This window comes from Proteiniphilum sp. LBM24028 (assembly GCF_056629195.1).
This window is the reverse complement of the sequence record NZ_CM152817.1, coordinates 1,465,604-1,491,885: the sequence shown is the minus strand read 5'-3', so window position 1 is coordinate 1,491,885 and position 26,282 is coordinate 1,465,604. Positions and strand designations below refer to the sequence as shown.

Below are 26,282 nucleotides of genomic sequence, written 5' to 3'. Positions count from 1 at the left end.
AAACCAAATTTACAAAATCTTTCCCTCTCTTGACGAACCACACGACAGAATTTTATTTATAGGGAAATGAGGGAAAACAGCTCTTCAGTATCTCTCTTGCCACATCGCCTGTCACATTGCGGTTTTCGCCGAAAGCAACCCCTCGATTGTTAAAACGACTGGCAATGACCTCAACGGTTTCATTTCCGATACCCTCTTCCGAGAGGCGTGTGGTCAGACCGAGCGAACGGTAAAATGCCTCCGTCATTTCAATGGCTTTGTCCACCCTATCCTCTTCAGATCCTTCTGTAATACCGAAAATACGTTCACCGTACTGCAACAACTTGGATTTTTTTTGATCTTTCAATACGCGCAGAAGACCCGGCATAATGATGGCAAGGGAATGTCCGTGCGTGGTGCCATGGAGAGCTGTTAGCTCATGTCCTATCTGGTGTGTGGCCCAGTCCTGGGTGATGCCCATACGGATAAAATCGTTCAAGGCCAGCGTGGCCGCCAGCATGTAATCTGCCATCAGGTCGTAATCACAGGGATTGACTTTAATCATTGGCGCTATTTCTTTTATAGATAGCAGGATGCCCTCTGCCCAACGGTCCATGATACGTGACTGTCCCGGTGTGGTCATATACTGTTCCAGTACATGGGTGTATGCATCAGCCAGGCCACAGGCAATCTGATGTTCGGAGAGAGAGTAGGTTACTTCAGGGTCGAGAATTGAGAATTGCGGATAATCGCCACCAAAAGAAAATTTTTCTTTCGTTTCCTCCCGGGTAATTACAGCACCGCCATTCATCTCTGAGCCTGTTGCCGGAACCGTCATCACTGACGCAAAGGGTATCTGCTTTTCTGCAACGCCCCTCAATACAATATCCCATGCATCCTCATCGGCGGCAATACCTGCCGCAATTAGCTTGGTGCCGTCAAGCACAGAGCCGCCACCCACGGCCAGCAGGTAATCTATTTGATTCTCTTTTCCCAGCTGTATGGCTTTGCGAAGTGTTTCCACCCGGGGGTTGGGCTCAATGCCCCAGAATTCAATGTAGTTACGCCCCCTGAGTGCCAGTCTTACCTGGTCGTATACACCGTTTTTTGTGACACTGCCTCCCCCATAGGTAATCATCAGGTTCACACCATCAGGCAACAGTTCCGATAGCCGTGCTATCTCTCCTTTCCCGAACACAAGCCTGGTCGGGTTCTGAAAAATGAAATTCTTCATCTGCGTATGTTTCTTATACAAGTTAAATTTCGTTATGTTCTTCCATCCGAAAGGGTGGTAAAGTCTGATTAAAACGATTTTCAAGGCGTGGTTGTTCAATGAAAACAGGAGAAAGATTTTTTCTCCCGTGAAGTGTGGGAGCATACAGTGAACATCCTCCTTTTTTATTTGTTCACTGATAAAACAATGCAATGAAAGAAGCAATGGAGCCCATTCGGCTTTTTGTTTTGAACGAGTTCAATTACCCGAAATTTCGTTCCCAAATTATATCTCTCTACTTGCATGCCTTCACTAAGGGTGAACAGGCTCAGTATATCGATCCGCAGGAAGCGGAAATAATACTTGATAAAATGGTGGATAGTAACATGGGACTCATGGCTTTTACAGGTGACAGACTTGCCGGTGTGGTGTTGGGACTGCCCCTGAAACATGATGGGGAATTCCCGGCCAATGAGGTGCCTGCCATAGCCTTGGATACCACCCTTTATATTGCGGAGCTTATGGTACATGCCGACCTGCGGGGTAGAGGAGTTGCCACGGCATTGATCAATGATCTGATGACACGGGCTGCAGGAAGTTATACCGATGCGGTGATTCGTGTGTGGGATGAGAACAGGCCTGCCCTGTCGCTTTACGGTAAACTGGGTTTTCTCCCTGTGGCAACCATCAGGCAAACAAAGAAACAAGTTTCCGGTAAATCCTTTGAGATGAAGAAGATCTATTTACACAAACATTTGTCCAAATCCCCGCCGGCATAACCGGGATGTCATCCTGTTCAACTCTTCCCATATGCTGCCGGTTCAAATATTATTATTCAACTATCATTTTATTTATTTTGTTTAACATGAATGATTTAATTGCTAAAACAATTGATTTACACTCGGGAAGACCCGAAGAAAAAAGAGAGGAGATACGCGACTATTTCCTGAAAACCTGGGCATTAGACGAGTTATTGTATACTCAGCTGAAAACAGATGCTGTCTTTTATCACCGGGGCGATCCGTTACGTCATATCATCCTCTTTTATCTGGGCCATACAGCCGTTTTTTTTATCAACAAGCTTTATCTCGCAAGGATTATCGAGAGGCGGATAAATCCCCGGTTTGAGTCCATTTTCGCTATTGGCGTGGATGAGATGAGCTGGGATGATCTCGATAATAATCATTATGACTGGCCACCGGTACCGGAAGTACGTGCCTATCGTGATGAAGCAAAGAAAATAATCCTGCAGGTGATCGACAATACACCGCTCGAATTACCTATCGGCCGGGACAACCCTTTCTGGATGATTATGATGGGAATTGAACATGAACGGATTCACATTGAGACCTCGTCGGTACTGATCCGCCAGCTACCGCTGGAGCTGCTGACGCCGGGACTTTTCGGTACGCGTTGTCCCGATAGCGGTGCATCACCGGAGAACAGACTTATTCCGGTTGCCGGTGCCACCGTGAGACTGGGTAAGCCTTCCGATCATCCACTCTATGGCTGGGATAACGAATATGGCAGTTATGAGGAGGAGGTTGCCGATTTTGCAGCTGCCAGATATCTTACCTCCAACGGTGAATACCTGACATTCATTGAAGATGAGGGTTATAACACACCACGTTACTGGACCGAAGAGGGCTGGAACTGGCGTAACTTCAAACAGGCTGAGATGCCGCTCTTCTGGCGGAAGGATGAGAAGGGTTACCGCCTGCGGCTGGTGGCTGAAGAGATTGAGATGCCCTGGAACTGGCCGGTGGAAGTGAACTACCTCGAAGCAAAAGCCTTCTGCAACTGGAAGAGTGCCCAAACAGGAAAAACATACCGCCTCCCCACCGAGGCGGAGTGGTACCGCCTGCATCAGACTGCAAGGCTGAGCGAGGTGACCGACTGGGAGCAGGCGCCGGGCAACATCAACCTGGAACATTATACATCGCCCTGTCCTGTAGACCGGTTTGTACAGGGACCCTTCTTCGATGTGATTGGGAATGTATGGCAATGGACCGAGACACCCATCACCGGTTACCCCGGCTTCAGAGTACACCCGATGTACGACGATTTTTCAACCCCTACCTTCGATGGAAAGCACAATCTGATCAAAGGCGGCTCCTGGATATCGACCGGAAACGAAGCCACCGTACATTCACGCTATGCCTTTCGCAGACACTTTTACCAGCATGCCGGATTTCGCTATATCCAGTCCGATACGCCCTTGAAAATACAACAAGCCGATTACGAGACAGACCCGGAAGTGATACTCTCCTGCGAAGAGAACTGGGGCGATGCATTTGTACCAGAACGCTCCTTTTCCTTGCAACTGGCAGATGTTATTCACGATCTGTTGCGGGGTGAGAACGACAAGCGGATATTGGATCTGAATGCCGACACGGGGCGGCTTGCTTTTGAACTGGCACGTACATACCGGGATGTGACGGCTCTCGATTTCACGGCACGCATGATCAGGATACCCATTCAATTACAGGAACAGGGGTATGTACGTTATACCATGAAAGATGAGGGAGAGCTGGTGTTCTATCGGGATGTGGTACTCGACGATTTCGGTCTTGCAGGAGTAAAGAACAGGATATTATTTATGCAGGCAGACGCAATGAACCTGAAACCCAACTATGAAGGATACGACCTGATTGTGGTGCCTGCGCTGCTGGAAGAACTGAGCGACCCAAAATTATTTCTCTCGCAGATACATACGAGGTTGAACGGGGGAGGAGTGTTATTACTGGCATCCGACTATGACTGGGACCCCCTCAAAACGAAAAGAGATAAGTGGCCGGGTGGATTTAAACAGGATGGGGAGCCGGTGAGCTCGCTTGAAGGGATCTCCGGGATACTGGAGCCCCACTTTACCCTGCATGCGGATCCGCTGGAATTGAAGAGACTTCGGAAGAAATCTTCCCGTCATATCATGCAGCAGATGATGCAGGTGACTATATGGAAGAAAAAATAACTATTCGTTGAACCAGCGGGTAAGTGTACTGAACACATTTTCATTCTCCTTTCTCTTCCGACCCACCAGCTCCGGTGAGGAAGGAGCGAGTACATTCAGTCCTTTGTGTATCATACGTACGGTGATCTCGGTGCCTGTTTTCACCGGGTCACCGTCTATATGCATTATTCCCGGACGGGCGCGTCTTATATGGAGGTTGCGGGTGAGTATCGAGATCATCTTGCTGCTTTTGTCGATGTTCTTCGTGAAGAGTTGTAATGTGGTCTGCGGTATTTCCAGCGCGTTCAAGGGCTTCAAAATGGAAACATTCATCTTGCCGTCGTCCATGCTCGCCCCGGGGGCAATAAAAGCATCATTCCCATATTGCGATGCATTGGCACAGGTGAGAATAAAGGCTTTTTCCCTGATGCTTTCTTCGTCGGAGGTGATTTCATACTCTTCAGCCCGAAAGTCGACCACGCTCTCCAATACGTTACGTACATATCCCAGGGGGCCTCTTTTTTTATCTTCGGCAAACCGGTCACTCACAAAGGCATCGAAACCGAAGCCGCAGGTGCAGAAAAAAATATGATCATTGGCAATCCCATAATCAATTGTGCGGGTGTGTCCGCGCAGAATGATGTCGAGGGCTTTTTCCGTATACATTGGAATACCGAGATCACGGGCAAGTCCATTGCCCGAGCCGAGTGGTAAGATGCCAAGCGTTGTATCGGTATTGACCAGCGCCCTGGCAACCTCGTTGACGGTGCCGTCACCACCTGCAGCAATCACATAGCGGTATTTCCTTTTAGCCGCCCGTCGTGCTATTTCTGTGGCATGTTCCGGATAGCCGGTGACACGGATTATCAGATCCACCTTCTTTTGGTCGAAGGCCGCAGCTACCTCTTCAGGAATGTTCTTCTTGGATTCCGTACCGGAAACGGGATTAATAATAAGGCACACTTTTTCTTTTGCCATGTCACTGATAATATGATTTATCTGTATTTACCTTGATAAACAACCGGAACTTCATTTTGTTTTAACCCTTTTTATTTGCCCTTTCGCCCATTGTTAATTACTTTTGCAGTGAAAGTTAAAAATGAACCGAATGATTCGCACAGAACTGATCAACCGTTTCCTCAATCTCTGATTTATGCAGTCGGCATTCATCCTGATTATCATTGCAGTCTATTTTTCTGTTCTGATGTTTATTTCTTACCTCACCAGCCGGAAGGGATCGGATAATAACGCTTTCTTCCGTGCCAACAAATCCTCCAAATGGTATGTGGTGGCGGTGGCCATGATCGGGACTTCCATCTCGGGGGTAACTTTCGTCTCGGTACCCGGCATGGTACGAAACCTCGACATGACCTACATGCAGATGGTATTCGGCTTTTTCTTCGGATATCTGGTCATTGCCTACGTGCTGCTGCCACTTTATTACCGACTGAACCTGACCACCATATATGGTTATCTCGATCTGCGGTATGGCCCGAAATCCTACAAGACTGGAGCATGGTTTTTCCTGCTCTCCAAAATTGTGGGAGCTGCTGCAAGGCTTTACCTGGTGGCATTTATTCTGCAAACACTGGTGTTTGACGCCTGGGGTATACCCTTCGTGGTAACCGTAATAGGTATCATCCTTATTATTTGGTTATATAGTTACAAGAGCGGAATCCAGACAATCATCTGGACCGACTGGCTACAGACCATTTTTTTTATCACGGCACTTATCCTTATCGTGTGGCAGGTAGCCCTGCGCCTGGACCTTGATTTAGGCAGTACGGTGAAGGTCATCAGTGAGAGTCCACACTCTCGTATCTTTGTATTCGACGACTGGGCATCAACTCAAAACTTTTTTAAACAGTTTTTCAGCGGCATGTTTATTACGATCGTGATGACCGGCCTGGATCAGGATCAAATGCAGAAGAATCTCACCATACGTACCCTGAAAGACGCACAAAAGAATGTGGTTTCCTACGGCTTGGCCTTTGCACCCATCAACTTTCTTTTCCTTTGTCTGGGTGTACTGTTATTGATTTTTGCGGAACAAAGTATGATTACACTGCCGGCAATATCCGATAATATCCTCCCGATGATTGCCAGTGAACATCTGGGGTCGCTCGTGCTGGGTATCTTTGTGCTGGGTATCGTGGCAGCTGCCTTTTCGAGTGCCGACTCGGCATTGACGGCACTTACTACCTCTTTTTGCGTGGATATTCTGCACATGAAGACCTCTTCGCAGACAGAAGAAAAGGAGAAAAAAGATGTCCGTACACGCCGTATTGTCCATCTTGCAATCAGTACTGTCTTCGTACTGATCATCCTGCTCATTGAAGCCATCGGGTCCGACAGTATCATCAATGCCATCTACAAGCTGGCCTCATATACTTATGGTCCGTTACTGGGTCTCTATTTTTTTGGACTTTATACCAAAGTGAAACCGGTAGACAAACTTGTACCATGGGTAGCGATAACCGCACCTGTATTGTGTTTTATGACGGAGGTGATCATGAAGTGGTGGTTCGGATACCAGGTAGGTTACGAGTTACTGCTCCTGAATGGATTAATTACCGGACTTGGCCTTTGGGTCGTGAGGCTTCGCCATTAACAACCAAATATATGATTATTAAATCAGCAGAATTCATTATCAGCAATACCGATTTCCGTAAATGTCCGCAGGACGGGAAACCGGAATATGCGTTTATAGGCCGGTCCAATGTAGGTAAATCATCTCTCATTAATATGTTAACCCACCGGAAAGGCCTTGCCATGACTTCGTCAACTCCGGGAAAGACGCTGCTAATCAATCATTTTATGATTAACGACGAGTGGTATCTGGTCGATTTACCCGGATACGGATATGCGCGACGAGGGAAAGAGGGAAGGGAAAAAATTCGAAAAATTATTGAAGATTATATTCTCGGCCGGGAGGCGATGGCCAACCTGTTTGTGTTGATCGATTCGCGCCATGAGCCACAGCAGATAGACCTGGAGTTTATGGAATGGCTGGGTGAGAATGGGGTACCCTTTGGCATTGTATTCACCAAAGCCGACAAGCTGGGCTCCGGTCGCCTCCAACTGAACATCAGCAGCTACAAAGATAAACTGCTGGAGAGCTGGGAAGAATTACCACCCATCTTTATTACCTCCTCAGAAAAGGGGAAGGGCAGGGAAGAGCTGCTTGATTACATAGAAAAAATAAATCGAATTTCGTAGGTGATTGCCAGTCTCTTGTATGGTGAATTAACCCGATCGGCCGAAAGAACCCCCTATAATATCAAGCAGCTCATTGGTGATGGATTCCTGTCGTAATTTATTGTATTCCAGTTTGAGATCCTCAATCAGATTGTCGGCATTGTCGGTAGCGATCTGCATGGCCTTCATTCGTGCGGCATGTTCCGAAGTGACCGAATCAATATGGACAGTGTAAAGCTTCAGCCTGAGCACTTTCGGCAGCAACTGGTTCAGAATTGACGCACTGTCGGGTTCAATGATGTACTCCTCTGTGGCGATCTCCTTTTTGTCACTTTCCAGATTTACCGGCAGGTACGGCTCATGCAGAACAACCTGCGATCCCTTACTCCGGAAATGGTGATATATAAGCTCCACGCGGTCAATGCTCTTGTCGAGAAACATGTTCGTTAGTTCATCAGCAATAGTCTGGGTGTTTTTATAAGCAGGCTTTTCACTGATGTCGGAAAAGTTATGTTGTGCCTTCAGTCCCAGGTTTCTCGTAACTTTGGCTACTTTTTCACCAATCGGGTAGATGTGTATATTTTCATTTCCCAGGTGACGGTAAGATTCAACCACGGCTTGTAACTTGTCTGAGATGTCGTCGTTGAACCTGCCGGCCAGACTTGAATTGGACGAGAAAGCCACGATGGCCACACGTCCTACGGGCCTTTGACGAACAAAAGGTGATACAAACTCTTCCTGCTGGCTCAATAAGAGCTGCAGCAGATAGTACAGCTTTTGTTCATAGGGGTAGAGATCCCTGATAATATGCTGGGTCTTTTGCAGTTTGGCCGAGGATACCATCATCATTGCCGATGTGATCTTTTGTGTGGACCGAACCGACTGGAGCCTGCTTTTTATCTCTTTTAATTCAGCCATTTATCTCTTCTTTCAGTGTTCTCACCGTATCTGCCGCCACTGTTTCGATAATCGCGGATATCTTATCATTTATTTCACCCTGCTGTAACGGATCCAGCACATCGCTACGGTGACTGATGTCCAGGGTGGAGAGAAATTCCTTTTCGAATGCGGGAACTTTCTCAAGAGGTACCTCCCTGAGAAGTCCGTGCGTACCGCAGTAGAGGATGGCTATCTGATGCTCTATACGCATGGGACTGTGTACCGGCTGTACCAGCAGCTCTTCATTTTTGCGTCCCTTATCTATTGCCATGGCTGTAACCGGATCCATGTCACCACCAAATTTGGCAAATGCAGCCAGTTCCTGATATTGAGCCTGGTCGATTTTCAAGGTACCTGCCACTTTTTTCATTGCTTTTACCTGAGCATTCCCGCCGACCCGTGAAACGGAGATGCCCACATTGATGGCCGGGCGTATGCCCTTATTATAGAGATCGGTTTCCAGAAATATCTGACCATCGGTAATAGATATCACATTGGTGGGAATATAGGCCGATACGTCGCCAGCCTGTGTCTCAATGATGGGAAGAGCGGTGAGTGAACCTCCTCCCTTTACTTTGCCCTTCAGGGTCTCGGGAAGGTCATTCATGTTGATGGCTACCTCCTCCTGTGAGATGATGCTTGCAGCTCTTTCCAACAATCTTGAATGCAGATAGAAGATGTCACCGGGATAGGCCTCACGGCCGGATGGACGTCGCAGTATGAGAGACACTTCACGGTAGGCTACGGCCTGCTTGGAAAGGTCATCGTACACTACCAGCGCATGTCTGCCCGTGTCGCGGAAATATTCGCCAGCGGCAGCACCGGCAAAGGGCGCAATATAGCGCATGGCCGCCGTGTCGGAGCCGTTGGCGGAAATAACCGTCGTGTAGGCCATTGCTCCGTTTTCGGTGAGTATTTTGACCAGGGAGGCTACGGATGATCCTTTTTGTCCGATTGAGACGTAGATACAATAGACCGGGTTTCCTTTTTCAAAATTCTCCCGCTGGTTGAGAATGGTGTCAATGGCAATACTGGTCTTGCCAGTCTGCCGGTCGCCAATAATCAGCTCGCGCTGGCCCCGTCCGATAGGAATCATGGCATCCACTGCCTTTAATCCCGTCTGCAGCGGTGTGTTTACGGGTTGCCGGAAGATAACGCCGGGCGCTTTTCGCTCGAGGGGCATCTCCACCAATTCTCCTATGAGAGGACCCTTTCCGTCTATGGGCTCACCGATGGGGGAGATCACACGTCCCAGCAAGCCTTCGCCCACGAACAGGGAGGCAACACGGCCTGTCCGTTTTACCGGGAAGCCCTCCTTCACACTGCTCGAACTACCCAGAAGTATGGCACCCACGTTGTCTTGTTCCAGGTTCATCACAATGGCCTGCATGCCATTATCAAACTCCAGCAACTCATTCGATTCGGCATTCTGTAAACCGAAGATACGTACCACGCCATCGCTCACGCTGACCACAACACCAGTCTCATCGAATTGTACGTTTGTATCCATTCCCTCCAGTTGCATCCGCAACACTTCGGAGACTTCGCTTACCCTGATTAAATTATCTGCCATCTTATCTTGTTATTTCCCTATTTTTCTTGTAATTTATTGAATCTGTTTCTGATCCGGGTGAGTTCACCCAACACGCTTGCGTCCCACCTGTAGTCACCCAGGTTAAGTATAAACCCTCCGATGATATCGGTATCGACAACCGACTCAATCTCCAGCTCCGATCCGGTAATCTTCTGAATCCGTGCTTTAAGTTGTTGCTCTTTTGTTTCATCTATGGTAAAGGCGGTAACCAACTTTCCATATTGGATATTGAATTTTTCCCGATAGAGTTCAATATATCGAAGGGCGATGTACTGAAGGAGCGTCTCTCTCTCATTCTTCAGGATGATGTCTAGCATCCTGGCGAACGAGGACGGGATAGTGCCGCCGCAGGCAGTGGTGATGATCTCCTTCTTATTTAGGATGGACAGTCCGGGATTGGCAATTGAATTACGTAATTTGGGAAAGGCAGGAAACATCTCCGACAGGAGCTTCATATTCGCATATACCTCCTTCTCCTGTCCGGATGCAATGGCATAGTCGAGCAGTGAGGCGGCATATCTTGTGGAAATAAGTCCTGTGTTCATACCGTTCAGGATTTAGAAATTTCAATTTCGTCGAGCAGACGGTCGATCATTCCCATCTGATCTTCGTTTGTAACCAGTTTCTCGCGGAGAATCCGTTCAGCCAGGTCTACAGAGAGGCGGGAAACTTCGTTGCGTATCGACCGGATGGCCACCTCCTTCTCGGCATGTATCTGATCACGGGCGGCGGCAATGATCTTTTCTGCTTCCGTGCGGGCTTCTTCCTTGGCTTTTTCTATCAGAACATCCTTTTTTCGGATGGTCTCCTTCAGTATCTCTGCCTGCTCTTTACGGGTATTTGCCAACAGAGCCTCTCCTGTCTCTTTAACACGGGCCAGTTCTTCCTGCGCTTTTCGTGCCGACCGGAGCGACTCTTCGATGTAGTTGTGTCTTGTGTCTACCATCTTCAGGATGACAGGAAAACCATATTTGGCCAGTACAAGGAGTACAATGCCAAAAGAGAGCATCATCCAGAAAAGAAGGCCGGGTTCGGGTGACAGTAACGACATACGATAAAGCGATTAAAGGATGAAACCACAGACTACCACGGCGAACAGCGCTACACCTTCAATGAGAGCTGCCGAAATAATCATATTCATACGGATGTCGGGTGCCGACTCGGGCTGACGCGCAATCCCATCCATGGCGGAACCACCAATCTTGCCGATGCCATAGCCTGCGCCAATGGCGGCAAGGCCTATACCCAGTGCTGCGCCCATGGTCCCCAATCCGGCTGCGTTTGCCGCCTGTAATAATACTGTAAGTAATGTCATGATGTTGCTTTTTAGTTGTTGAATTATTTTTGTTATTTATCTTTCATGAAAATTGGTTTTGTTTCCTGCACTGCCGGTTTACTGCCATGTGATATCCGTGCCTGCCCGATAAATACGGCAGAGAGTAATGTAAATACATAAGCCTGAATATAGGCGATGAGCAGTTCTACAAAATCGATAAACACGGCAAAGATCACCGAAACTACCGTCATGGAGGCATTGATGGCGCTTCCGAGGCTCACGGTAATAAAGATGAGTATGGTAAGCCCTAGTACAATAGAATGGCCGGCCATGATGTTGGCAAAGAGACGGATCATCAGGGCAAACGGCTTTGTCAGTGTGCCTACGATCTCTATGACCGGCATCAGCGGAAACGGTACCTTTAACCAGGCAGGTACATCGGGCCATAAAATATCTTTGTAATATGCTTTATTGCCGCTCAAGTTCACCACAAGGAAGGTAGCGACGGCAAGCACCATCGTTACCGCAATATTTCCTGTCACGTTGGCGCCGCCCGGGAATAATGGAATTAAACCCAGCAGGTTGTTGGTGAAAATGAAAAAGAAAACCGTTAGCAGAAAAGGGGCATATCGTTTATAATCGTTCCCCACAGATGGTTTGATCACTTCGTCGTGTATCGACATAATAAACATTTCCATGATTCCCGTAAAACCTTTTTTAGATTCCAGGGGATTATGTTTTAGAGACCATGCCACACTCATGATGATGATAATGAGCAGCAGGGAGGTGAAAAGCAGTGATGCGGCATTCTTTGTAAGTGAGAGGTCCAGCGGCCGCGTTTCAATGCCGGAGGCATCCGTCTCCACAATTTTTCCCTTGTATTTTCCTTCAGTGGCGATACGGAACCCTTCGTATGCATCCTCTCCGTGATGAAAACGGGAGGAGAAGTAGAAATGCCATCCCGAGGCTTTGCTGTGGAGAATGACGGGAAGAGGCACCGTGAGTTCTCTTTCGCCGTGGCCTACAATATGCCATTCATAGGAATCGGCCAGGTGTTCCAGAATAAATTCTTTCACGTTCAACTCTTCCTCCGGTAATACACTGCTGTTCTCTGCAGAGAGCAGGGGAGCAGAAAGCAAAAGTATAAAAGCGGCCAGAAGGCCCTGAATATGCTTGTTTTTTTTCATTAATCTATACGCTCCCGGGGCGGTTTTTTCTGATCTCCCTTATATTTAATGTACATCTCCATTCTCAGGTAAATATAGGTTTCCCAGATGAGGTTGATGACGTAAAAAATAACAAAAATGACAGCAAAATTCCGAATATTGGTTTTATCCACAATCCAGTATGTAAACAGGATTACGGCCGAAACAAAAATCTTGATCATGCGCATGAGCATGTAGGTATTTACGATCTTCTCCGGTTTATTGTCAGAGTTATGATTGAATACATAGATGAAGACGAGCCCGAGCAGGTAAAAGAAAATGGGAATCACGGGATAACTTCTGACCAGCGTTTCTGGAAACAGCCACTTGAGTATGAACCACATGCCAAATCCAGTCACAAGGAGCATGCCCGTGTGAAAGATAAGAAAATATTTGGTCATTTTCATCATGTCTTCAGCTTTTTATCTTGTTACATATTTCTTATTTTGTCAATAAGAACCGTCACATTGTTATGATTCACCTCCACAAAGCCATCTGTTATTTCCATCTCACTTTCCTTTCCGTCGGCTGAAAATGCAAGCATACCCTTTTTGAGTGAGGAGATGAGGGGAGCGTGATTGTTAAGTATCTGAAATGAGCCCGACACGCCCGGCAGGGTGACCGAATCCACTTCACCTCTGAAAAATGTTTGTTCCGGTGTGACGATTTCAAGTATCATTTGGCACTTTCGGTTTGTCTTAACAGTTCATCGCCTTTTTCTATGGCTTGTTCAATGGTACCTACATTCATAAACGCCGCTTCAGGGTAACGGTCGAGTTCTCCGTCGAGGATCATTCGGAATCCTTTGATGGAATCTTCTATAGAAACCATTACCCCCGGCTGGCCGGTGTACTGCGCCGCCATGAAGAAGGGCTGAGACAGGAAGCGTTGTACCTTACGGGCACGGTTCACCGTGAGCCGGTCTTCATCGGAAAGTTCCTCCATGCCGAGGATGGAGATAATATCCTGTAGCTCCTTGTAGCGCTGGAGTATTTGTTTAACACGCATAGCAGTGTTGTAATGCTCCTCTCCAACGATATGAGGTTCCAGGATACGGGAGGAGGACTCAAGCGGATCCACCGCCGGGTAGATCCCCAGTGAGGCGATCTTGCGGCTGAGTACGGTGGAGGCGTCAAGATAGCTGAAGGTGGTTGCCGGTGCCGGGTCGGTAAGGTCATCGGCCGGTACGTAAACAGCTTGAACCGAGGTGATGGAACCATATTTTGTGGAAGCAATCCTTTCCTGCAGGGTGCCCATCTCCGACGCCAGCGTGGGCTGGTAGCCCACAGCAGAGGGCATGCGCCCGAGCAGGGCTGAAACTTCCGATCCTGCCTGCACGAAACGGAAAATGTTGTCTATAAAAAGCAGTATGTCGCTTCCGGCACCTCCCTCATCTCGAAAAGATTCGGCTACAGCCAGCCCGGTGAGGGCAACCGATTCGCGGGCTCCAGGAGGCTCATTCATTTGTCCGAAGACCAGCGTTGCCTGCGATTTTTTAATCTCTTCATAGTTCACCTTGCTGAGATCCCACTGTCCGGCTTCCATATTTTTTTTGAAATCTTCGCCATACCTGATTACGTTGGAAGCGATCATCTCTCTAAGCAGGTCGTTTCCCTCGCGGGTGCGTTCACCCACACCTGCAAAGACGGAGTAGCCATTGTGCCCTTTGGCAATGTTGTTGATCAGCTCCATGATGATGACCGTTTTTCCTACGCCGGCACCGCCAAAGAGTCCGATCTTTCCACCCTTCAGATAAGGCTGGAGCAGGTCGATCACCTTTATGCCCGTGAAAAGGATTTCTTCGGAAGTGACGAGATCTTCAAACAGGGGTGCTTTTCGGTGGATGGGATACTGATTGTTGCGGGTGAGCTTTGAAAGTCCGTCGATGGGACGACCCACCACATTGAGCAATCTGCCTTTTATCTGTTCGCCCACGGGCACACTGATGGGGCGACCCAAAGCTTTCACTGAAAGGCCGCGGCTGAGTCCGTCTGTGCTCTCCATGGCAACGGTTCGGACAATATTTTCGCCGATATGTTGCTGGACCTCAAGAAAAACCTCCTCTCCGTCACTTCGTTTCACATAGAGTGCGTCGTGGATGGCAGGTAATTTTATTTCCTGTGGATTTGAAAACTCAAAATGAACATCAATCACGGGCCCTATGATTTGGGAAATACGCCCCATTAATTCATTCATAGAATACTTTAATGATTATTTACACGACTGTTCATTGACAACCGTTTTCACAAAGATACAAAAAAAAGGGGGGTGATTCGGGAATTAATATAAATTAGCACGGAGCATATGAAGAGCCACAAGCGAGACTTGAACTCGCGACCCACGCGTTACGAATGCGTTACTCTACCAACTGAGCTATTGTGGCTTGTTTAACAGGATGCAAAAGTAGTAAAAAAAAAGGAATACAAAAAGAAAACGGGCAGCAAATAAGCCGCCCGTTTCCGGATAAAAAACATTATTTGTTATTTTGTATCGGCAAGCTTTTTATTTTGTTGATTACTCAGCATTTTATAAGCTACCGGAGCTGCCACGAACAAGCTGGTTACAGTTCCCACAACAACTCCGATAAGCATGGCAAACACGAAGCTGCGTACTGCATCACCTCCGAAGAAAAGGATACAAATGATCACGAGGATGGTACTCAACCCGGTGTTAATAGTACGGGCAAGGGTAGCATTCATGGAATCGTTGAACAGTGCCAGCAGGCCGCGTTTCGGATAGAGTTGCGTGTATTCACGCACACGGTCGAACACCACCACCTTGTCATTGATGGAGTACCCCACGATGGTCAGGATGGCCGCTACGAAGGTCTGGTCGATCTCCATGGAGAAGGGCACTATCTTCCATAGCAACGAATAAAGACCGATTACGGCGAAGGTATCTATGGCAAGTGCAGCCACGGTGCCTACCGAGAATGCAAAGTTGTTGAACCGGAACAGGATGTAAAGACCCATACAGATCAGTGCAATTGTCAGTGCCAGGAATGCATTCCGGATCATGTCCTCGGCGATGCTCGGACCTACTTTCTGTGAACTCTGGATGTGATCTTCTATCGTTTTTCCGGGTGTGATGAATTCTTCCAGTCCCTGACCCAGCAGATCACGCAGTTCCTGTTCCACATTTTCGCCTTCCGTTTCAATCATATAGTTCGTGGAGATACGTACCTGATTGCTTGTTCCAATGGTGATGACACGTACAGATTCGCCGAAGATGGGTACAAGTGCATTCTGTACTTCTCCCGTTTTAACCGGCTGATCGAATCGGACGATATAGTTGCGGCCGCCGGTGAAGTCGATACCCACGTTCATCTTCAGGGTAAACAGCGAAACAATGCTGACAACAACGAAAACGCCGATAATCAGCAGTATTCTTTTGCTATTATGGATAAAGTTGTAGTTATACTCCTTGAAGATTGCTTTTGAGAAAGCCGTATTGAAGGTGAGATTCTGCCATTTGTCCTTGGCAAAAAGATTTTCGTACACAAGTCGTGTCAGGAATACGGCCGTAAGGAATGACGCTGCGATACCGATAATCAGGGTAATTGCGAATCCTCTGATGGCGCCTGCCCCGAAGATGGCCAGGATGACGCCGGTGATGATTGTGGTCAGGTTGGAGTCGAAAATAGCCGAGAAGGCATTTTTGTATCCGTCTTCGAGTGCTCTGCGCAAGGTCTTGCCTGCCGCGAGCTCTTCCTTGATACGCTCATTGATGAGCACGTTCGCATCCACAGCCATGGCGAGCGAGAGGATCATACCGGCAATACCCGGGAGGGTGAGCACGGCCTGGAATGCTGCAAGAGCTCCCAGAGTAAAGAAGAAGTTCAGAAGCAATGCCGCATTGATAACCATGCCCGGTGTAAAACCATATAACATGCAGGTGAAGACAAAAAGTACGACCAGAGCAATGATGAACGAAATAAGACCGTCCTGGATTGCTTCCTGTCCCAGGGAGGGACCCACCACATCTTCCTGCACGATACGCACGCCGGCCTGCATTTTACCGGACTTGAGCACGTTCTCCAGGTCCTGTGCCTCCTGTGGCGTGAAGTTGCCGGTGATGGAGGAACGTCCGCCGTCGATGCGTCCATTTACCGTGGGTGCAGAATATACGTAATTGTCCAGTACAATGGCAATTGATTTTCCAATCTCCGCACCAGTGATGGTGGCCCAGCGACTGGCTCCCGATGAGTTCATCGACATGGTTACTTCCCAGGCGGAGCCTTGCTGACCCTGGTCGGCACGTGCATTGGTGATCACATCGCCACCCAGTGCCGGCCCGCGTTTGCTGCCGTCACCCTTCAATGCAAATAGCTGGAAGTAGGTCTCCCGCTGATCAATTGGTTTGAATCCCCATTTAAATCTTACGTCTGCAGGGAAAATATCTTTATAACGCTGGAGAAGAAAGTTCACAGCGGCAGTATCGAGCTTTGATACGCTACCTACAATAGGTCCAGAAGCGCCGCTCATGGCAAAATAAGGCTCGTTGAAATATTCTACAAAGCTTTTTGTGACAACGGTTTCAGTTTCTTCGCCCGGCAACAACGCTTCCGTGGAGTCGGTCAGTGCTGGCAAAGTGGTCGAGAGAGAGTCCTGCAGGGATGCTTCAACCGCGGACGTGTCGGCAATCTCCGTTCTTTTTGCCAAGGCATACTCGCCCGATCTGGCATTCATCTCGTTGAAATACATTCCCAGCTCGTTCACGTTGTAGGTCTTCCAGAACTCCAGATTGGCACTTCCCTGCAACAGGTTGCGTACACGCTCTGGTTCGGTGATTCCGGGAAGTTCCACCAGGATACGTTCAGCACGGTCCAGACGTTGAATATTGGGTGCTACAACTCCGAAGCGGTCTATACGTGTGGCAAGTACGTTAAACGAATTATCGGCCACGCTCTTCAGCTCCTTGCGCAATACAGCAATCACTTCGTTGTTGGTTGCAGTAGGACTTACCCTGTCGCCCATGGTGATGCTGTAAATGTTTGCCAGCTTTCCGTCGGGGCTGATTCGTTCGTAGTTTTGCTGAAATAGCGAGATGAAGTCGGCTGAGCTGCCGCGACGGTTCTGTACGATGGTCTCTTTCAGCGCCTGGTTAAACAGGGGGTCATCGGTGTTGGCCAGTGAGGCAAGTACCTGTGATGCATCTATTTCAAGTACGACATTCATCCCCCCCTTCAGGTCGAGACCCAGACCGATCTCTTTTTCACGAATTTGTTTCAGTGTATAGTTCAGATACACTTTCTCCGTGGATAACGAATCAAAATAATGATTCTTCAGGGCTAAGTTTCCATTGGCGTATTGATCCGCTTTCTTGTTATATTGCCTTCCCACTATGGTGAAAGACAAATAGAAGAGACAGATGGCTGTCAGGATAATACTGAAAACTTTAATAAATCCTTTGTTTTGCATTTCAATATTACTTTTGTTTACAATTACTATTTCTCAGGTTGCTAACTGATACGAACATATAAAATTTAAGGCACATGCAATGCCCCCTGGTTTTGAGCGTGCAAATATACGTTTTTTTTATCTTTTTAAGAACAATATCGCCGGATTTATTTTCTGTAAATGAATCCGGCGATATCAAAGTGGATTAGGAGTTTCTGTAATAATCAATTATTAGCCATGCAGGATGAACCTGGTGATGATGTTATACAGTACTGTTTACTTTATGAAACCCCTGTTTTTCAGCAGGTATACCGGATTGGGCTCGGCACCCCTGAATTTCTTGTACAGTACCATGGGATCTTCGGTATTGCCTTTCGAAAGGACGTTGTCACGGAACAACCGGGCTGTTTCCTTGTCGAAAATACCCTTCTCCACAAATGCCTGGAAGGCATCGGCATCCAGCACTTCGGCCCAGAGATAAGCATAGTACCCGGCAGAATATCCGCCACTGAAGATGTGTGAGAAGTAGGTACTGCGGTAGCGAGGAATGATTTCGTCAATCAGGCCGATTTTAGCCATCGATTGTTTTTCAAATTCGCGTACATCAATCTTTTTTATCTCCCGCTGCGTATGATAATCCATATCGAGCAGGGCGGCAGCTACAAACTCGGCGGTAGTAAAGCCCATATTGAATTTGGAGGCGGCATCAATTTTTGCAATCAGTCCGTCGGGAATTACTTCGCCAGTCTGATAATGTCTGGCATATAGTTTTAGTACATCGGGATGAAAAGCCCAGTGTTCCATGATCTGTGAAGGAAGTTCCACAAAGTCACGCGATACGTTGGTCCCGGAAAGGCCGGCATAGGTTACATCCGACAGCATGCCGTGCAGGGCATGTCCGAACTCGTGAAAAAGCGTCTCTACTTCGTCCAGAGTCAGCAGCGAGGGCGTTGTCTCGGTGGGACGGGTGAAGTTGCCTACGTTATAAATCAAGGGACGGATATTTATGCCGTCGAGTACTTGCTGACCGCGGAAGCTACTCATCCATGCACCTGCATTTTTGCCGGAACGGGGAAAATAATCTGTATAAAAAACGGAAAGGTGAGAACCGTCGGCATCGGTCACTTCGTACACTTCCACCTCCGGGTTGTATACGGCAATATTGTCCAGTTTTTTGAAGTTCAGTCCGTATAGTTTGTTGGCTACAGTGAAAACTCCTTCCCGTACGTTTTCCATCTTAAAGTAGGGCTTCAGCTCTTCTTCATTGAGGGCATACTTTTGCTGGCGTAGTTTCTCGGCATAATACCACCAGTCCCACGAAGCCAGTTTAAAGCCTCCTCCTTCCGCATCAATGAGTGCCTGCAACTCAGTTGCTTCCTTTTTAGACTGTGCCAGGGCATACTCCCACACTTCATTCAGCAGTTTGTATACATTTGCCGGAGTCTTGGCCATGTTCTCTGCAAGGATGAAATCGGCGTGGGTATCAAAACCCAGCATCTGTGCCTTTTCTATGCGCAGGTTTACAATATCGTTGATGATCTGTTTGTTGTCGTTCTCATTGTCGTTGTCGCCGCGCATGTACATGGCCTTGTACAGCTTTTCACGCAGATCGCGTTTTTCGGAGTACTGCAAGAAGGGCAGCCAGCTGGGTTTTTGCAGGCCAAAGACCCATTTACCTTCTTCACCGGCAGCTTTGGCGGCATCGGCAGCGGCAGTGATGACCCCTTCCGGGAGACCCGCAAGATCGGCCTCCTTGTCGATCACAAGTTTATATCCGTTTGTTTCTTTCAACAGGTTGCTTCCAAACCTGAGAGTGAGGGCGGACAGTTCTTTGTTGATCTCCCGAAGCCGCTCCTTGTCTGATTCTTCCAGCATGATACCGGAGCGTACAAAACTTTTGTAATAATCGTCCAGCAGTCGATATTCCTCTGCAGTCAGGTTTAATCCCGTGGTGTCGTCGTGCACCGTTTTAATACGTTTGAACAACATTTCGTTCAGGTAGATGTTGTCGCTGTGCTCCGACAGGAGAGGAGACAGCTCTTCGGCCAGCGCCTGAATGGAATCGTTTGTCTCGGAGCTTTTCAGTCCGTAGAATACACGCGATACGCGCGATAACAATCTCCCGCTATTGTCCAGGGCTACAATCGTGTTTTCGAAGGTGGGGGCCTCCGTGTTGTTGGCAATTGCTGCGATCTCGGCGGTTTGTCCCTTCATCCCTGCCAGAAAAGCCGGTCTGTAATCGGCAAACTCAATCTGGTCGAACGGGGGTGTGCCGTAAGGGGTGTCGAATTCGGTAAAAAAAACCGATCCTTTTTCGTCGGATGTCGTGCCGGATTTTTGCGAATTGTTGCATGCCAGTATAGCCATAAATGCAAATGTAATAAATAAAATTCGCTTCATGAGTGTAATAATTTGATGACGAATATCAGTACGTAAATAATTTTGTCAAAATTGTTGGATGGTGCAAAGTTAATGATATTTTTTTCAAGTCTTTCACTTTAATTGACTACACATTCGGTATTGAAAGGCAAAAGTGGGGTAGACCTCTATGGTGAAGAGGCCAAAGAGGGTGTGATCATCATCACAAAAAAGAAATAGAGAGAATCTACAAAGTCGGTAACTATAACTGGGCCGAAGTGGTATAGGCGTCGTGATAAAAGATCAGCGTGCGCTTATCCGCTTTGGCCTTGTCCATAAACCGCTTTTTCTCCTCCATGGCCACGGCCACGCTGTTATCGTATGCCGAGAGCCAACCGAGAGCCAGGTTGAGCGAGGTGGGGACCACATCGCCGGGAAAGGCATAGCTCCCTTCTTCGGTATCGAACAACACCACAATCTGGCCGGGTGTATGTCCATCGTACAGCTCAAGCCGTATCTGTTCGTTCAGGTCGATATCGTCCAGCACAAACTGCAACTGTCCGGCATCGTAAACCGGCTCAATGTTCTCGGGATAGAATGACCCCTGCTCAAAGAGTGACGGCTTCCGGTAGTTCTGCCACTGCCTCAGGCTCAGGTGGTAGGTGGCGTTGGGGTAGGTGGGCACAGCTTTCCTTCCCTCATTGAAAACGGTACTTCCCCCACAATGGTCGAAATGCAGGTGGGTGAGAACCACGTCGGTCACCTCTTCGGGCTCGTAACCAATCTTTCGGATCTCCTCCCGTATATCTTTCTGATCGAAAGGCTGAAAGAATTTCAACTTCGATGCATGCTTGTTTCCCAGTCCGTTGTCGACGAGGATCCGGCGGTCGCCGCTGACAATAAAGAGGCAGCGAAGCGACATCACACACATATTTTTTTCGTCCACCTTGTACTTCGCCGACCAGTACTTTTTGGGCACGGGGCCAAACATTACGCCGCCGTCGCCCAGGAAATATCCCGACTCGATGATGTGAAATGAGGTGTCGTTTTGTTGAAACTTGCGCATAAAGTTGTATTTTTGTGGCAAATTTAGTGAAAAGTTTCGGGTCATTCATCACCCGCAAACGCCAGCACCTACATGAACATCCCGAAAAAACAAGACAACATTGCAGAATACCTGCTCTATATGTGGCAGACAGAAGACCTTTTGCGGGCCTGTGAACTGGACATAGATAAGGTACAGCAATCCATCATCAATTCTGCTTATCAGACCGCAGAGGAACGTGAAGCAGCACGCGACCGGTATGAGGGACTTATCATGATGATGAAATCAGAAGGTCTCCGGAAAGAGGGGCACCTGCAGATCAACAAGAACATTATTCTTGAATTGACCGACCTGCACCTGCGGTTGTTGAAAGATCCCAAAGAGTCGGAATACATCGCCTTGTATTACCATACCCTGCCGCATATTGTGGCATTACGGGCGAAAGCGGCGGACAGGAACGTCCCGGAACTGGAGACCTGTTTCACGGCTCTGTATGGTTATATGCTCCTGAAGATCCAGCAACGGGAGATCTCCGCCGAGACACAGGCCGCCGTCACACAGATCACCGCATTGCTGCGGCTGCTCTCGCTGAAATATAGGAGAATGGATGAAGAGAATCAAGAAATATAAACAATGAACAAGGAACCGCTGGAAGCCCTAAGTATTCACCAAAAAAGCTGATCGCTGACACCTACTTTATTATGCCCATATTTACAGGATTAAGCAAGGCGCTGGGAGGAACAGAGAAGGAAAACCTCAAACAGCAGTACTTTTACGGACTGGTGCAGAAAAATGTACTGGTCACCGGTGCCCACGGCCAACTTGGTAGTGAGATCAAAGCAATGACGGCCCGCATGAATTTGCCCTTCCGCTTCTTTTTTACGGATGCCGACGTGCTGGATATCACTGACATTCGTCAGATTGATTCCTTCGTGGCGGATCACGAGATACAATATTTGATCAACTGCGCTGCCTATACGGCGGTGGACAGAGCAGAAACAGATGTGGAAAAAGCCACAGCCATCAATGCCACTGCAGTGGCAAACATTGCACAGGTCGCCGTGAAATATGGTGTGAAGGTAATTCATATTTCCACTGACTTTGTATTTGATGGCGCATCAACCATTCCTTACAAAGAGACGATGGCTGCGCGGCCGCTGTCGGTCTACGGCAAAACAAAACTGGCGGGAGAAGAGGCGCTGCAGGCAGCCGGTGGCGAATGGATCATCCTGCGCACCTCCTGGTTGTATTCGGAATACGGTACAAATTTTGTCAAAACCATGATACGGCTCATGAAGGAAAGGGAGCGGCTCACCATTGTAGACGACCAGCGGGGCAGCCCTACTTATGCGGCCGATCTGGCAGAGATGGTGATTCATATTCTTCAGTTCACCGAAGAGCAGGAATGGAAGACGGGCATCTATCACTTTTCAAACAAAGGAGAAACCACCTGGTTCGGGTTTGCAGAGGAGATTCAAAAGCTCGCCGGCATCACTGGCTGTAAACTCATTCCCATCTCCTCGGACGAATATCCTTCGGCTGCCCGTCGACCGGCCTACACTGTGATGGACCTGTCCAAGACCACAGCTGCCTTTCACGTGGAAATACCCAAATGGGAGGAAGCCTTGGGCCGCTGCATCAACAAAATTCTTACAAACAAAGCTGATAGCTGATCGCTGATTACAGAAAGCCAAATAAAGAATGACGATAAGAGAAGAAATAGAACGGCGGCGCACCTTTGCCGTCATCAGTCACCCCGACGCGGGAAAAACCACACTCACAGAGAAACTGCTGCTCTTTGGCGGCGCCATCCATGTGGCGGGAGCCGTCAAGTCGAACAAGATAAAGAAAACAGCTACCTCCGACTGGATGGAAATTGAGAAACAACGCGGTATCTCCGTCGCCACCTCGGTGATGGGCTTTGAGTACAGTGACCACAAAATCAACATCCTCGATACCCCCGGCCACCAGGACTTTGCCGAAGATACATTCCGCACGCTCACAGCCGTGGATAGTGTGATTGTGGTAGTGGATGTGGCCAAGGGAGTAGAAACCCAGACCCGCAGGCTGATGGAAGTCTGCCGCATGCGGAAGACGCCGGTCATGATCTTCGTGAACAAGATGGACCGCGAAGGAAAGGATCCTTTCGACATCCTCGACGAGCTGGAAGAAGAGCTGCAGATCGCAGTGCGCCCGCTGAGCTGGCCCATCGACATGGGAGAGCGGTTTCGCGGAGTCTACAACCTGTATCAGAAGAGCCTCGACCTATATCAACCCAGCAAGCAGGTTGTCACGAAGTCGGTACATCTCGACTTGCAGTCGTCCGGTCTGGAAAAACATATCGGCGACAAGTTAGCGAAAAAACTGCGCGATGATGTAGAGTTGATTACTGAAGTCTATCCGGACTTTGAGCAGGAAGCATACCTTGCCGGAGAGCTAGCACCGGTCTTCTTTGGGTCAGCACTGAATAACTTCGGCGTGAAGGAGCTCCTCGACTGCTTCGTCGAGATTGCACCGTCGCCTCGTCAGGTACGGGCCGAAGAGCGAACTGTGGATCCATACGAGGAGGCATTCAGTGGCTTCGTATTCAAGATCCATGCCAACATGGATCCCAATCACCGTTCCTGTATTGCATTTGTGAAAGTGTGTTCCGGTAAGTTTGAACGCAATGTGAACTACAGGCATGTGCGTTTCAACCGGATGATGAAGTTCTCTTCACCCACCGCCTTTATGGCTCAGAAGAAGGAGATTCTCGACGAAGCCTATGCGGGTGACATCGTGGGGTTGCCCGACAATGGCAATTTCAAGATAGGTGACACCCTCACCTCGGGCGAACTGCTTCACTTCAAGGGGCTGCCCAGTTTCTCGCCCGAGATGTTTAAATATATTGAGAATGCCGATCCCATGAAGTCTAAGCAGTTGCAAAGGGGCGTAGAACAACTGATGGATGAAGGGGTAGCGCAACTCTTTGTGAATCAGTTTAACGGGAGAAGAATCATTGGCACAGTAGGGCAGCTCCAGTTTGAGGTCATCCAGTACCGTCTATTGCATGAGTATGGTGCACAGTGCCGCTGGGAACCGATTAACCTCTATAAAGCGTGCTGGATTGAGAGCGGCGATGCGGTGCAGCTGGCCGACTTCAAAAAGCGCAAGTTTCAGTATATGGCCCACGACAAGGAGGGCAGGGATGTCTTTCTGGCCGAATCAAACTACATTCTGATGATGGCACAGCAGGATTTCAAAAACATCCATTTTCATTTTAATTCCGAATTCTGATTTTCTGCCAGATGTATGGTCATCTGCGGGAATGGTATATTCAGGCCGTGTATAATCAGCGCCTCGTATGCTTGTTCGTTCAGGTCGTAAGTGACCGGCCAGAAATCATCGGCGCGCGTCCATACCCTCAGTACAAAATCGATGGAGCTATCGTTCATCTTCACCATCCGTGAAAAAGGGGCAGGATCATGCAACACCTGGGGATGCTTCTCCGCAATATCGAGCAACAGACGTTTCACCAGCTCCACGTCCGATCCGTAATCCACGTTCACAGTCAGATCCACGCGACGTGTCGTCTGGGTGCTATAGTTCACAATGTTCCCGGTGGAGAGCGGACCATTGGGGATGTATACCGTCTTGTTGTCGAAGGTGGTGAGGGTGGTGTAGAGGATGCCCACCGACTGCACTGTGCCGGCCACGTCCTGTGCCTCAATATAATCGCCACCCCTAAAAGGTTTGTTGAATAACAGCATCACACCCCCGGCAAAGTTGGCCAGGTTGTCCTTCACCGCCAGTCCCACCGCCAGTCCCACCGAACCGATCAAAGCGGCAATGGAAACAGTTTTTGACCCGACTATGTTGACGATCAAAACAAAGAGGACAGAGAAAAGGACGATGTTTACAATGTTTAAGAGGAAGCTGCGCAGTGCACGATCTTCGATCCGCCTATCAAATACCTTTCCGGTAAATCCCGCAATCCGTCTGATCAACCACTTCCCTACATAGAAGATGAGCAGCACGATCAGTAGCTTCCCGAGGAAATCGATGCTGCCTGTGACAAACTGATCGAGCAACTCATCGAAACGGCCTGTTTTGATCAGTTCGGCGGCAGAACCTTTTTGTGTATTTGCCGGAAGGCGGCTTATCAGGGAGTCGGGCTGTGCGCCGAAAATAGCGAACGACATAGCAATTTCTGTTTTTTGGAATGAAGCGGCAAAGATAAATATTTTTGATTAAATTTGTTTTTTATATCTGCACATCACTTGCGTATGAGACTTTTTTTGCGATTATTTTTTCTGATATTCTTATTTCCGGCCACACTGCTGCAGGCTCAAAGTTACGAAGAACTGGTAGCGCAATCGGCTGCGTTCATTGAGGCCGACCAGCTGGACAGCGCAGCCGTGACGCTTCAAAAGGCGATGTCGCTGGAGCCGGCGAACGAAAATAACCCGGTGTTGCTGCTCAATCTGGGCATATTGCAGCGACAGCAGGGCTTGTACGACGATGCTTTTGTCTCTTTCACCGCATCCCTGGCAAATAATCCCATGGCAAACCTGGTGCTTCATAACAGGGCCTCACTGCTGTGTGAGATGGAACGCTACGATGAGGCGATGTCAGATTACGATACGTTGATCCGGAATTTTCCCGATGATACGGAAGCTTATTACCGGCGGGGTCTGCTCTACCTCGAACAACACAACCGAACAAAAGCTGAAGCCGATTTTAAAAAGGCGGAGCAGATCGATCCCGACAATCTCTATACCCGGTTAAGCAAAGCATTGATATATAAGCTCGATGACAACTGGACGGCCGCAGAGAAAATCTATACCACCCTGATACAGACCGCGCAGCCTGTCGATCCCAGTTTTTACATGAACCGTGCAGAGTGCTATGTGAACACCGACCAGATATTCAGGGCCTCTGCCGATCTGCGTGCAGCGGAAGACTCCCAGAGAAATAATCCTTACTTCTATTTTTTGCGCGGCCGGGTGCGCTATGAGCAATTCGACAAAGTTGCTGCCAAAGCCGATTTCAATAAGGCGAAAGAGTTGGGTTATGATGTAGCGCTTGTGGATGAATGGCTGGCGAAAACTGAAAAATGAAGCTTTTACAATCTAAAAAAAATGAAA

General features: G+C 48.4%; 23 protein-coding genes and 1 tRNA gene. 8 read left to right on the top strand and 16 right to left on the bottom strand.

Going from position 1 to position 26,282, the window contains the following annotated elements; all coding sequences use genetic code 11:
* Positions 1-52 precede the first annotated feature (52 nt).
* A complete protein-coding gene (locus tag AC1HCU_RS05925) occupies positions 53-1,213 on the bottom strand; it encodes an iron-containing alcohol dehydrogenase (RefSeq protein WP_480370238.1) in 1,161 nt (386 codons plus the stop codon).
* 191 nt (positions 1,214-1,404) lie between these two features.
* Here AC1HCU_RS05925 and AC1HCU_RS05920 point away from each other — a divergent pair, with 191 nt between their 5' ends.
* Both AC1HCU_RS05920 and ovoA read left to right on the top strand, forming a co-directional pair.
* Entirely contained in the window at positions 1,405-1,971 is a 567-nt protein-coding gene (locus tag AC1HCU_RS05920) for a GNAT family N-acetyltransferase (protein ID WP_480370235.1), read from the top strand.
* A gap of 86 nt (positions 1,972-2,057) precedes the next feature.
* Positions 2,058-4,163, top strand: coding sequence for a 5-histidylcysteine sulfoxide synthase (gene ovoA, locus AC1HCU_RS05915; RefSeq protein ID WP_480370232.1), 2,106 nt, complete (start codon positions 2,058-2,060; stop codon positions 4,161-4,163).
* Here the strand turns inward: ovoA and AC1HCU_RS05910 are convergent, their stop codons facing one another.
* Positions 4,164-5,120: a diacylglycerol/lipid kinase family protein gene (locus AC1HCU_RS05910; protein WP_480370229.1), complete on the bottom strand. Its 957-nt coding sequence runs from the start codon at positions 5,118-5,120 to the stop codon at positions 4,164-4,166.
* 175 nt (positions 5,121-5,295) lie between these two features.
* On the opposite strand from AC1HCU_RS05910, the gene AC1HCU_RS05905 reads away from it, so the two are divergent.
* Together AC1HCU_RS05905 and yihA are read left to right on the top strand one after the other, a co-directional pair.
* A complete protein-coding gene (locus AC1HCU_RS05905; protein ID WP_480370227.1) occupies positions 5,296-6,753 on the top strand; it encodes a sodium:solute symporter in 1,458 nt (485 codons plus the stop codon).
* A gap of 11 nt (positions 6,754-6,764) precedes the next feature.
* Positions 6,765-7,361 (top strand): ribosome biogenesis GTP-binding protein YihA/YsxC, encoded by a 597-nt coding sequence (gene yihA, locus AC1HCU_RS05900; RefSeq protein ID WP_480370224.1) that lies wholly within the window; start codon positions 6,765-6,767, stop codon positions 7,359-7,361.
* Positions 7,362-7,388: 27 nt separating this feature from the next.
* Here yihA and atpG read toward each other — a convergent pair whose 3' ends face one another.
* From atpG to AC1HCU_RS05835, 13 genes are all read right to left on the bottom strand, one after another.
* Positions 7,389-8,258: an ATP synthase F1 subunit gamma gene (atpG, locus tag AC1HCU_RS05895; RefSeq protein WP_480370220.1), complete on the bottom strand. Its 870-nt coding sequence runs from the start codon at positions 8,256-8,258 to the stop codon at positions 7,389-7,391.
* A complete protein-coding gene (atpA, locus tag AC1HCU_RS05890; RefSeq protein WP_480370217.1) occupies positions 8,251-9,852 on the bottom strand; it encodes a F0F1 ATP synthase subunit alpha in 1,602 nt (533 codons plus the stop codon). Before atpA ends, atpG begins: the two co-directional genes overlap by 8 nt.
* Before the next feature lie 17 nt (positions 9,853-9,869).
* A complete protein-coding gene (locus AC1HCU_RS05885) occupies positions 9,870-10,418 on the bottom strand; it encodes a F0F1 ATP synthase subunit delta (RefSeq protein WP_480370214.1) in 549 nt (182 codons plus the stop codon).
* 5 nt (positions 10,419-10,423) lie between these two features.
* Complete coding sequence (gene atpF, locus AC1HCU_RS05880; RefSeq protein WP_480370211.1) at positions 10,424-10,924, bottom strand: F0F1 ATP synthase subunit B; 501 nt, start codon at positions 10,922-10,924, stop codon at positions 10,424-10,426.
* A 12-nt stretch (positions 10,925-10,936) separates the two neighbouring features.
* Positions 10,937-11,188, bottom strand: a complete 252-nt coding sequence (gene atpE / locus AC1HCU_RS05875; protein ID WP_480370208.1) for an ATP synthase F0 subunit C — start codon at positions 11,186-11,188, stop codon at positions 10,937-10,939.
* 32 nt (positions 11,189-11,220) lie between these two features.
* Complete coding sequence (gene atpB / locus AC1HCU_RS05870; RefSeq protein ID WP_480370205.1) at positions 11,221-12,336, bottom strand: F0F1 ATP synthase subunit A; 1,116 nt, start codon at positions 12,334-12,336, stop codon at positions 11,221-11,223.
* The gene (locus AC1HCU_RS05865; RefSeq protein WP_480370203.1) at positions 12,336-12,764 is read right to left on the bottom strand and encodes a hypothetical protein; all 429 of its coding nucleotides are present in this window, start codon (positions 12,762-12,764) and stop codon (positions 12,336-12,338) included. Before AC1HCU_RS05865 ends, atpB begins: the two co-directional genes overlap by 1 nt.
* Positions 12,765-12,784: 20 nt before the next feature.
* Positions 12,785-13,033 carry an ATP synthase F1 subunit epsilon gene (atpC, locus tag AC1HCU_RS05860; RefSeq protein ID WP_480370200.1) on the bottom strand — a complete coding sequence of 83 codons (249 nt, stop codon included), beginning with the start codon at positions 13,031-13,033 and terminating at the stop codon, positions 12,785-12,787.
* Positions 13,030-14,550 (bottom strand): F0F1 ATP synthase subunit beta, encoded by a 1,521-nt coding sequence (gene atpD, locus AC1HCU_RS05855; RefSeq protein WP_480370197.1) that lies wholly within the window; start codon positions 14,548-14,550, stop codon positions 13,030-13,032. Before atpD ends, atpC begins: the two co-directional genes overlap by 4 nt.
* Positions 14,551-14,664: 114 nt before the next feature.
* Positions 14,665-14,737, bottom strand: a tRNA-Thr gene (locus tag AC1HCU_RS05850).
* A 97-nt stretch (positions 14,738-14,834) separates the two neighbouring features.
* Positions 14,835-17,774 (bottom strand): protein translocase subunit SecDF, encoded by a 2,940-nt coding sequence (gene secDF, locus AC1HCU_RS05845; RefSeq protein ID WP_480370194.1) that lies wholly within the window; start codon positions 17,772-17,774, stop codon positions 14,835-14,837.
* Between the two features lie 255 nt (positions 17,775-18,029).
* Entirely contained in the window at positions 18,030-20,153 is a 2,124-nt protein-coding gene (locus AC1HCU_RS05840) for a M3 family metallopeptidase (RefSeq protein WP_480370191.1), read from the bottom strand.
* A 220-nt stretch (positions 20,154-20,373) separates the two neighbouring features.
* On the bottom strand, positions 20,374-21,177 hold the full coding sequence (locus tag AC1HCU_RS05835) for an MBL fold metallo-hydrolase (protein WP_480370189.1): 804 nt from the start codon (positions 21,175-21,177) through the stop codon (positions 20,374-20,376).
* A gap of 72 nt (positions 21,178-21,249) precedes the next feature.
* Here AC1HCU_RS05835 and AC1HCU_RS05830 point away from each other — a divergent pair, with 72 nt between their 5' ends.
* The 3 genes from AC1HCU_RS05830 to AC1HCU_RS05820 all read left to right on the top strand — a co-directional run bounded on the left by AC1HCU_RS05830 (position 21,250) and on the right by AC1HCU_RS05820 (position 24,432).
* Positions 21,250-21,786, top strand: coding sequence for a DUF4924 family protein (locus AC1HCU_RS05830; RefSeq protein WP_480370186.1), 537 nt, complete (start codon positions 21,250-21,252; stop codon positions 21,784-21,786).
* Positions 21,787-21,857: 71 nt separating this feature from the next.
* Positions 21,858-22,829, top strand: coding sequence for a dTDP-4-dehydrorhamnose reductase (gene rfbD / locus AC1HCU_RS05825; RefSeq protein WP_480370184.1), 972 nt, complete (start codon positions 21,858-21,860; stop codon positions 22,827-22,829).
* Between the two features lie 28 nt (positions 22,830-22,857).
* Positions 22,858-24,432: a peptide chain release factor 3 gene (locus AC1HCU_RS05820; protein ID WP_480370181.1), complete on the top strand. Its 1,575-nt coding sequence runs from the start codon at positions 22,858-22,860 to the stop codon at positions 24,430-24,432.
* Here AC1HCU_RS05820 and AC1HCU_RS05815 read toward each other — a convergent pair.
* Positions 24,411-25,337, bottom strand: coding sequence for a mechanosensitive ion channel family protein (locus AC1HCU_RS05815; RefSeq protein WP_480370178.1), 927 nt, complete (start codon positions 25,335-25,337; stop codon positions 24,411-24,413). The genes AC1HCU_RS05820 and AC1HCU_RS05815 overlap by 22 nt on opposite strands.
* Before the next feature lie 84 nt (positions 25,338-25,421).
* On the opposite strand from AC1HCU_RS05815, the gene AC1HCU_RS05810 reads away from it, so the two are divergent.
* Positions 25,422-26,255 carry a tetratricopeptide repeat protein gene (locus tag AC1HCU_RS05810; protein WP_480370175.1) on the top strand — a complete coding sequence of 278 codons (834 nt, stop codon included), beginning with the start codon at positions 25,422-25,424 and terminating at the stop codon, positions 26,253-26,255.
* Positions 26,256-26,282: the final 27 nt, after the last annotated feature.

Coding starts and splice junctions, on each gene's coding strand:
- AC1HCU_RS05925 (WP_480370238.1), bottom strand. CDS start 1,213: ATGAAGAATTTCATTTTTCAGAACCCGACCAGGCTTGTGTTCGGGAAA.
- AC1HCU_RS05920 (WP_480370235.1), top strand. CDS start 1,405: ATGAAAGAAGCAATGGAGCCCATTCGGCTTTTTGTTTTGAACGAGTTC.
- ovoA (WP_480370232.1), top strand. CDS start 2,058: ATGAATGATTTAATTGCTAAAACAATTGATTTACACTCGGGAAGACCC.
- AC1HCU_RS05910 (WP_480370229.1), bottom strand. CDS start 5,120: ATGGCAAAAGAAAAAGTGTGCCTTATTATTAATCCCGTTTCCGGTACG.
- AC1HCU_RS05905 (WP_480370227.1), top strand. CDS start 5,296: ATGCAGTCGGCATTCATCCTGATTATCATTGCAGTCTATTTTTCTGTT.
- yihA (WP_480370224.1), top strand. CDS start 6,765: ATGATTATTAAATCAGCAGAATTCATTATCAGCAATACCGATTTCCGT.
- atpG (WP_480370220.1), bottom strand. CDS start 8,258: ATGGCTGAATTAAAAGAGATAAAAAGCAGGCTCCAGTCGGTTCGGTCC.
- atpA (WP_480370217.1), bottom strand. CDS start 9,852: ATGGCAGATAATTTAATCAGGGTAAGCGAAGTCTCCGAAGTGTTGCGG.
- AC1HCU_RS05885 (WP_480370214.1), bottom strand. CDS start 10,418: ATGAACACAGGACTTATTTCCACAAGATATGCCGCCTCACTGCTCGAC.
- atpF (WP_480370211.1), bottom strand. CDS start 10,924: ATGTCGTTACTGTCACCCGAACCCGGCCTTCTTTTCTGGATGATGCTC.
- atpE (WP_480370208.1), bottom strand. CDS start 11,188: ATGACATTACTTACAGTATTATTACAGGCGGCAAACGCAGCCGGATTG.
- atpB (WP_480370205.1), bottom strand. CDS start 12,336: ATGAAAAAAAACAAGCATATTCAGGGCCTTCTGGCCGCTTTTATACTT.
- AC1HCU_RS05865 (WP_480370203.1), bottom strand. CDS start 12,764: ATGATGAAAATGACCAAATATTTTCTTATCTTTCACACGGGCATGCTC.
- atpC (WP_480370200.1), bottom strand. CDS start 13,033: ATGATACTTGAAATCGTCACACCGGAACAAACATTTTTCAGAGGTGAA.
- atpD (WP_480370197.1), bottom strand. CDS start 14,550: ATGAATGAATTAATGGGGCGTATTTCCCAAATCATAGGGCCCGTGATT.
- secDF (WP_480370194.1), bottom strand. CDS start 17,774: ATGCAAAACAAAGGATTTATTAAAGTTTTCAGTATTATCCTGACAGCC.
- AC1HCU_RS05840 (WP_480370191.1), bottom strand. CDS start 20,153: ATGAAGCGAATTTTATTTATTACATTTGCATTTATGGCTATACTGGCA.
- AC1HCU_RS05835 (WP_480370189.1), bottom strand. CDS start 21,177: ATGCGCAAGTTTCAACAAAACGACACCTCATTTCACATCATCGAGTCG.
- AC1HCU_RS05830 (WP_480370186.1), top strand. CDS start 21,250: ATGAACATCCCGAAAAAACAAGACAACATTGCAGAATACCTGCTCTAT.
- rfbD (WP_480370184.1), top strand. CDS start 21,858: ATGCCCATATTTACAGGATTAAGCAAGGCGCTGGGAGGAACAGAGAAG.
- AC1HCU_RS05820 (WP_480370181.1), top strand. CDS start 22,858: ATGACGATAAGAGAAGAAATAGAACGGCGGCGCACCTTTGCCGTCATC.
- AC1HCU_RS05815 (WP_480370178.1), bottom strand. CDS start 25,337: ATGTCGTTCGCTATTTTCGGCGCACAGCCCGACTCCCTGATAAGCCGC.
- AC1HCU_RS05810 (WP_480370175.1), top strand. CDS start 25,422: ATGAGACTTTTTTTGCGATTATTTTTTCTGATATTCTTATTTCCGGCC.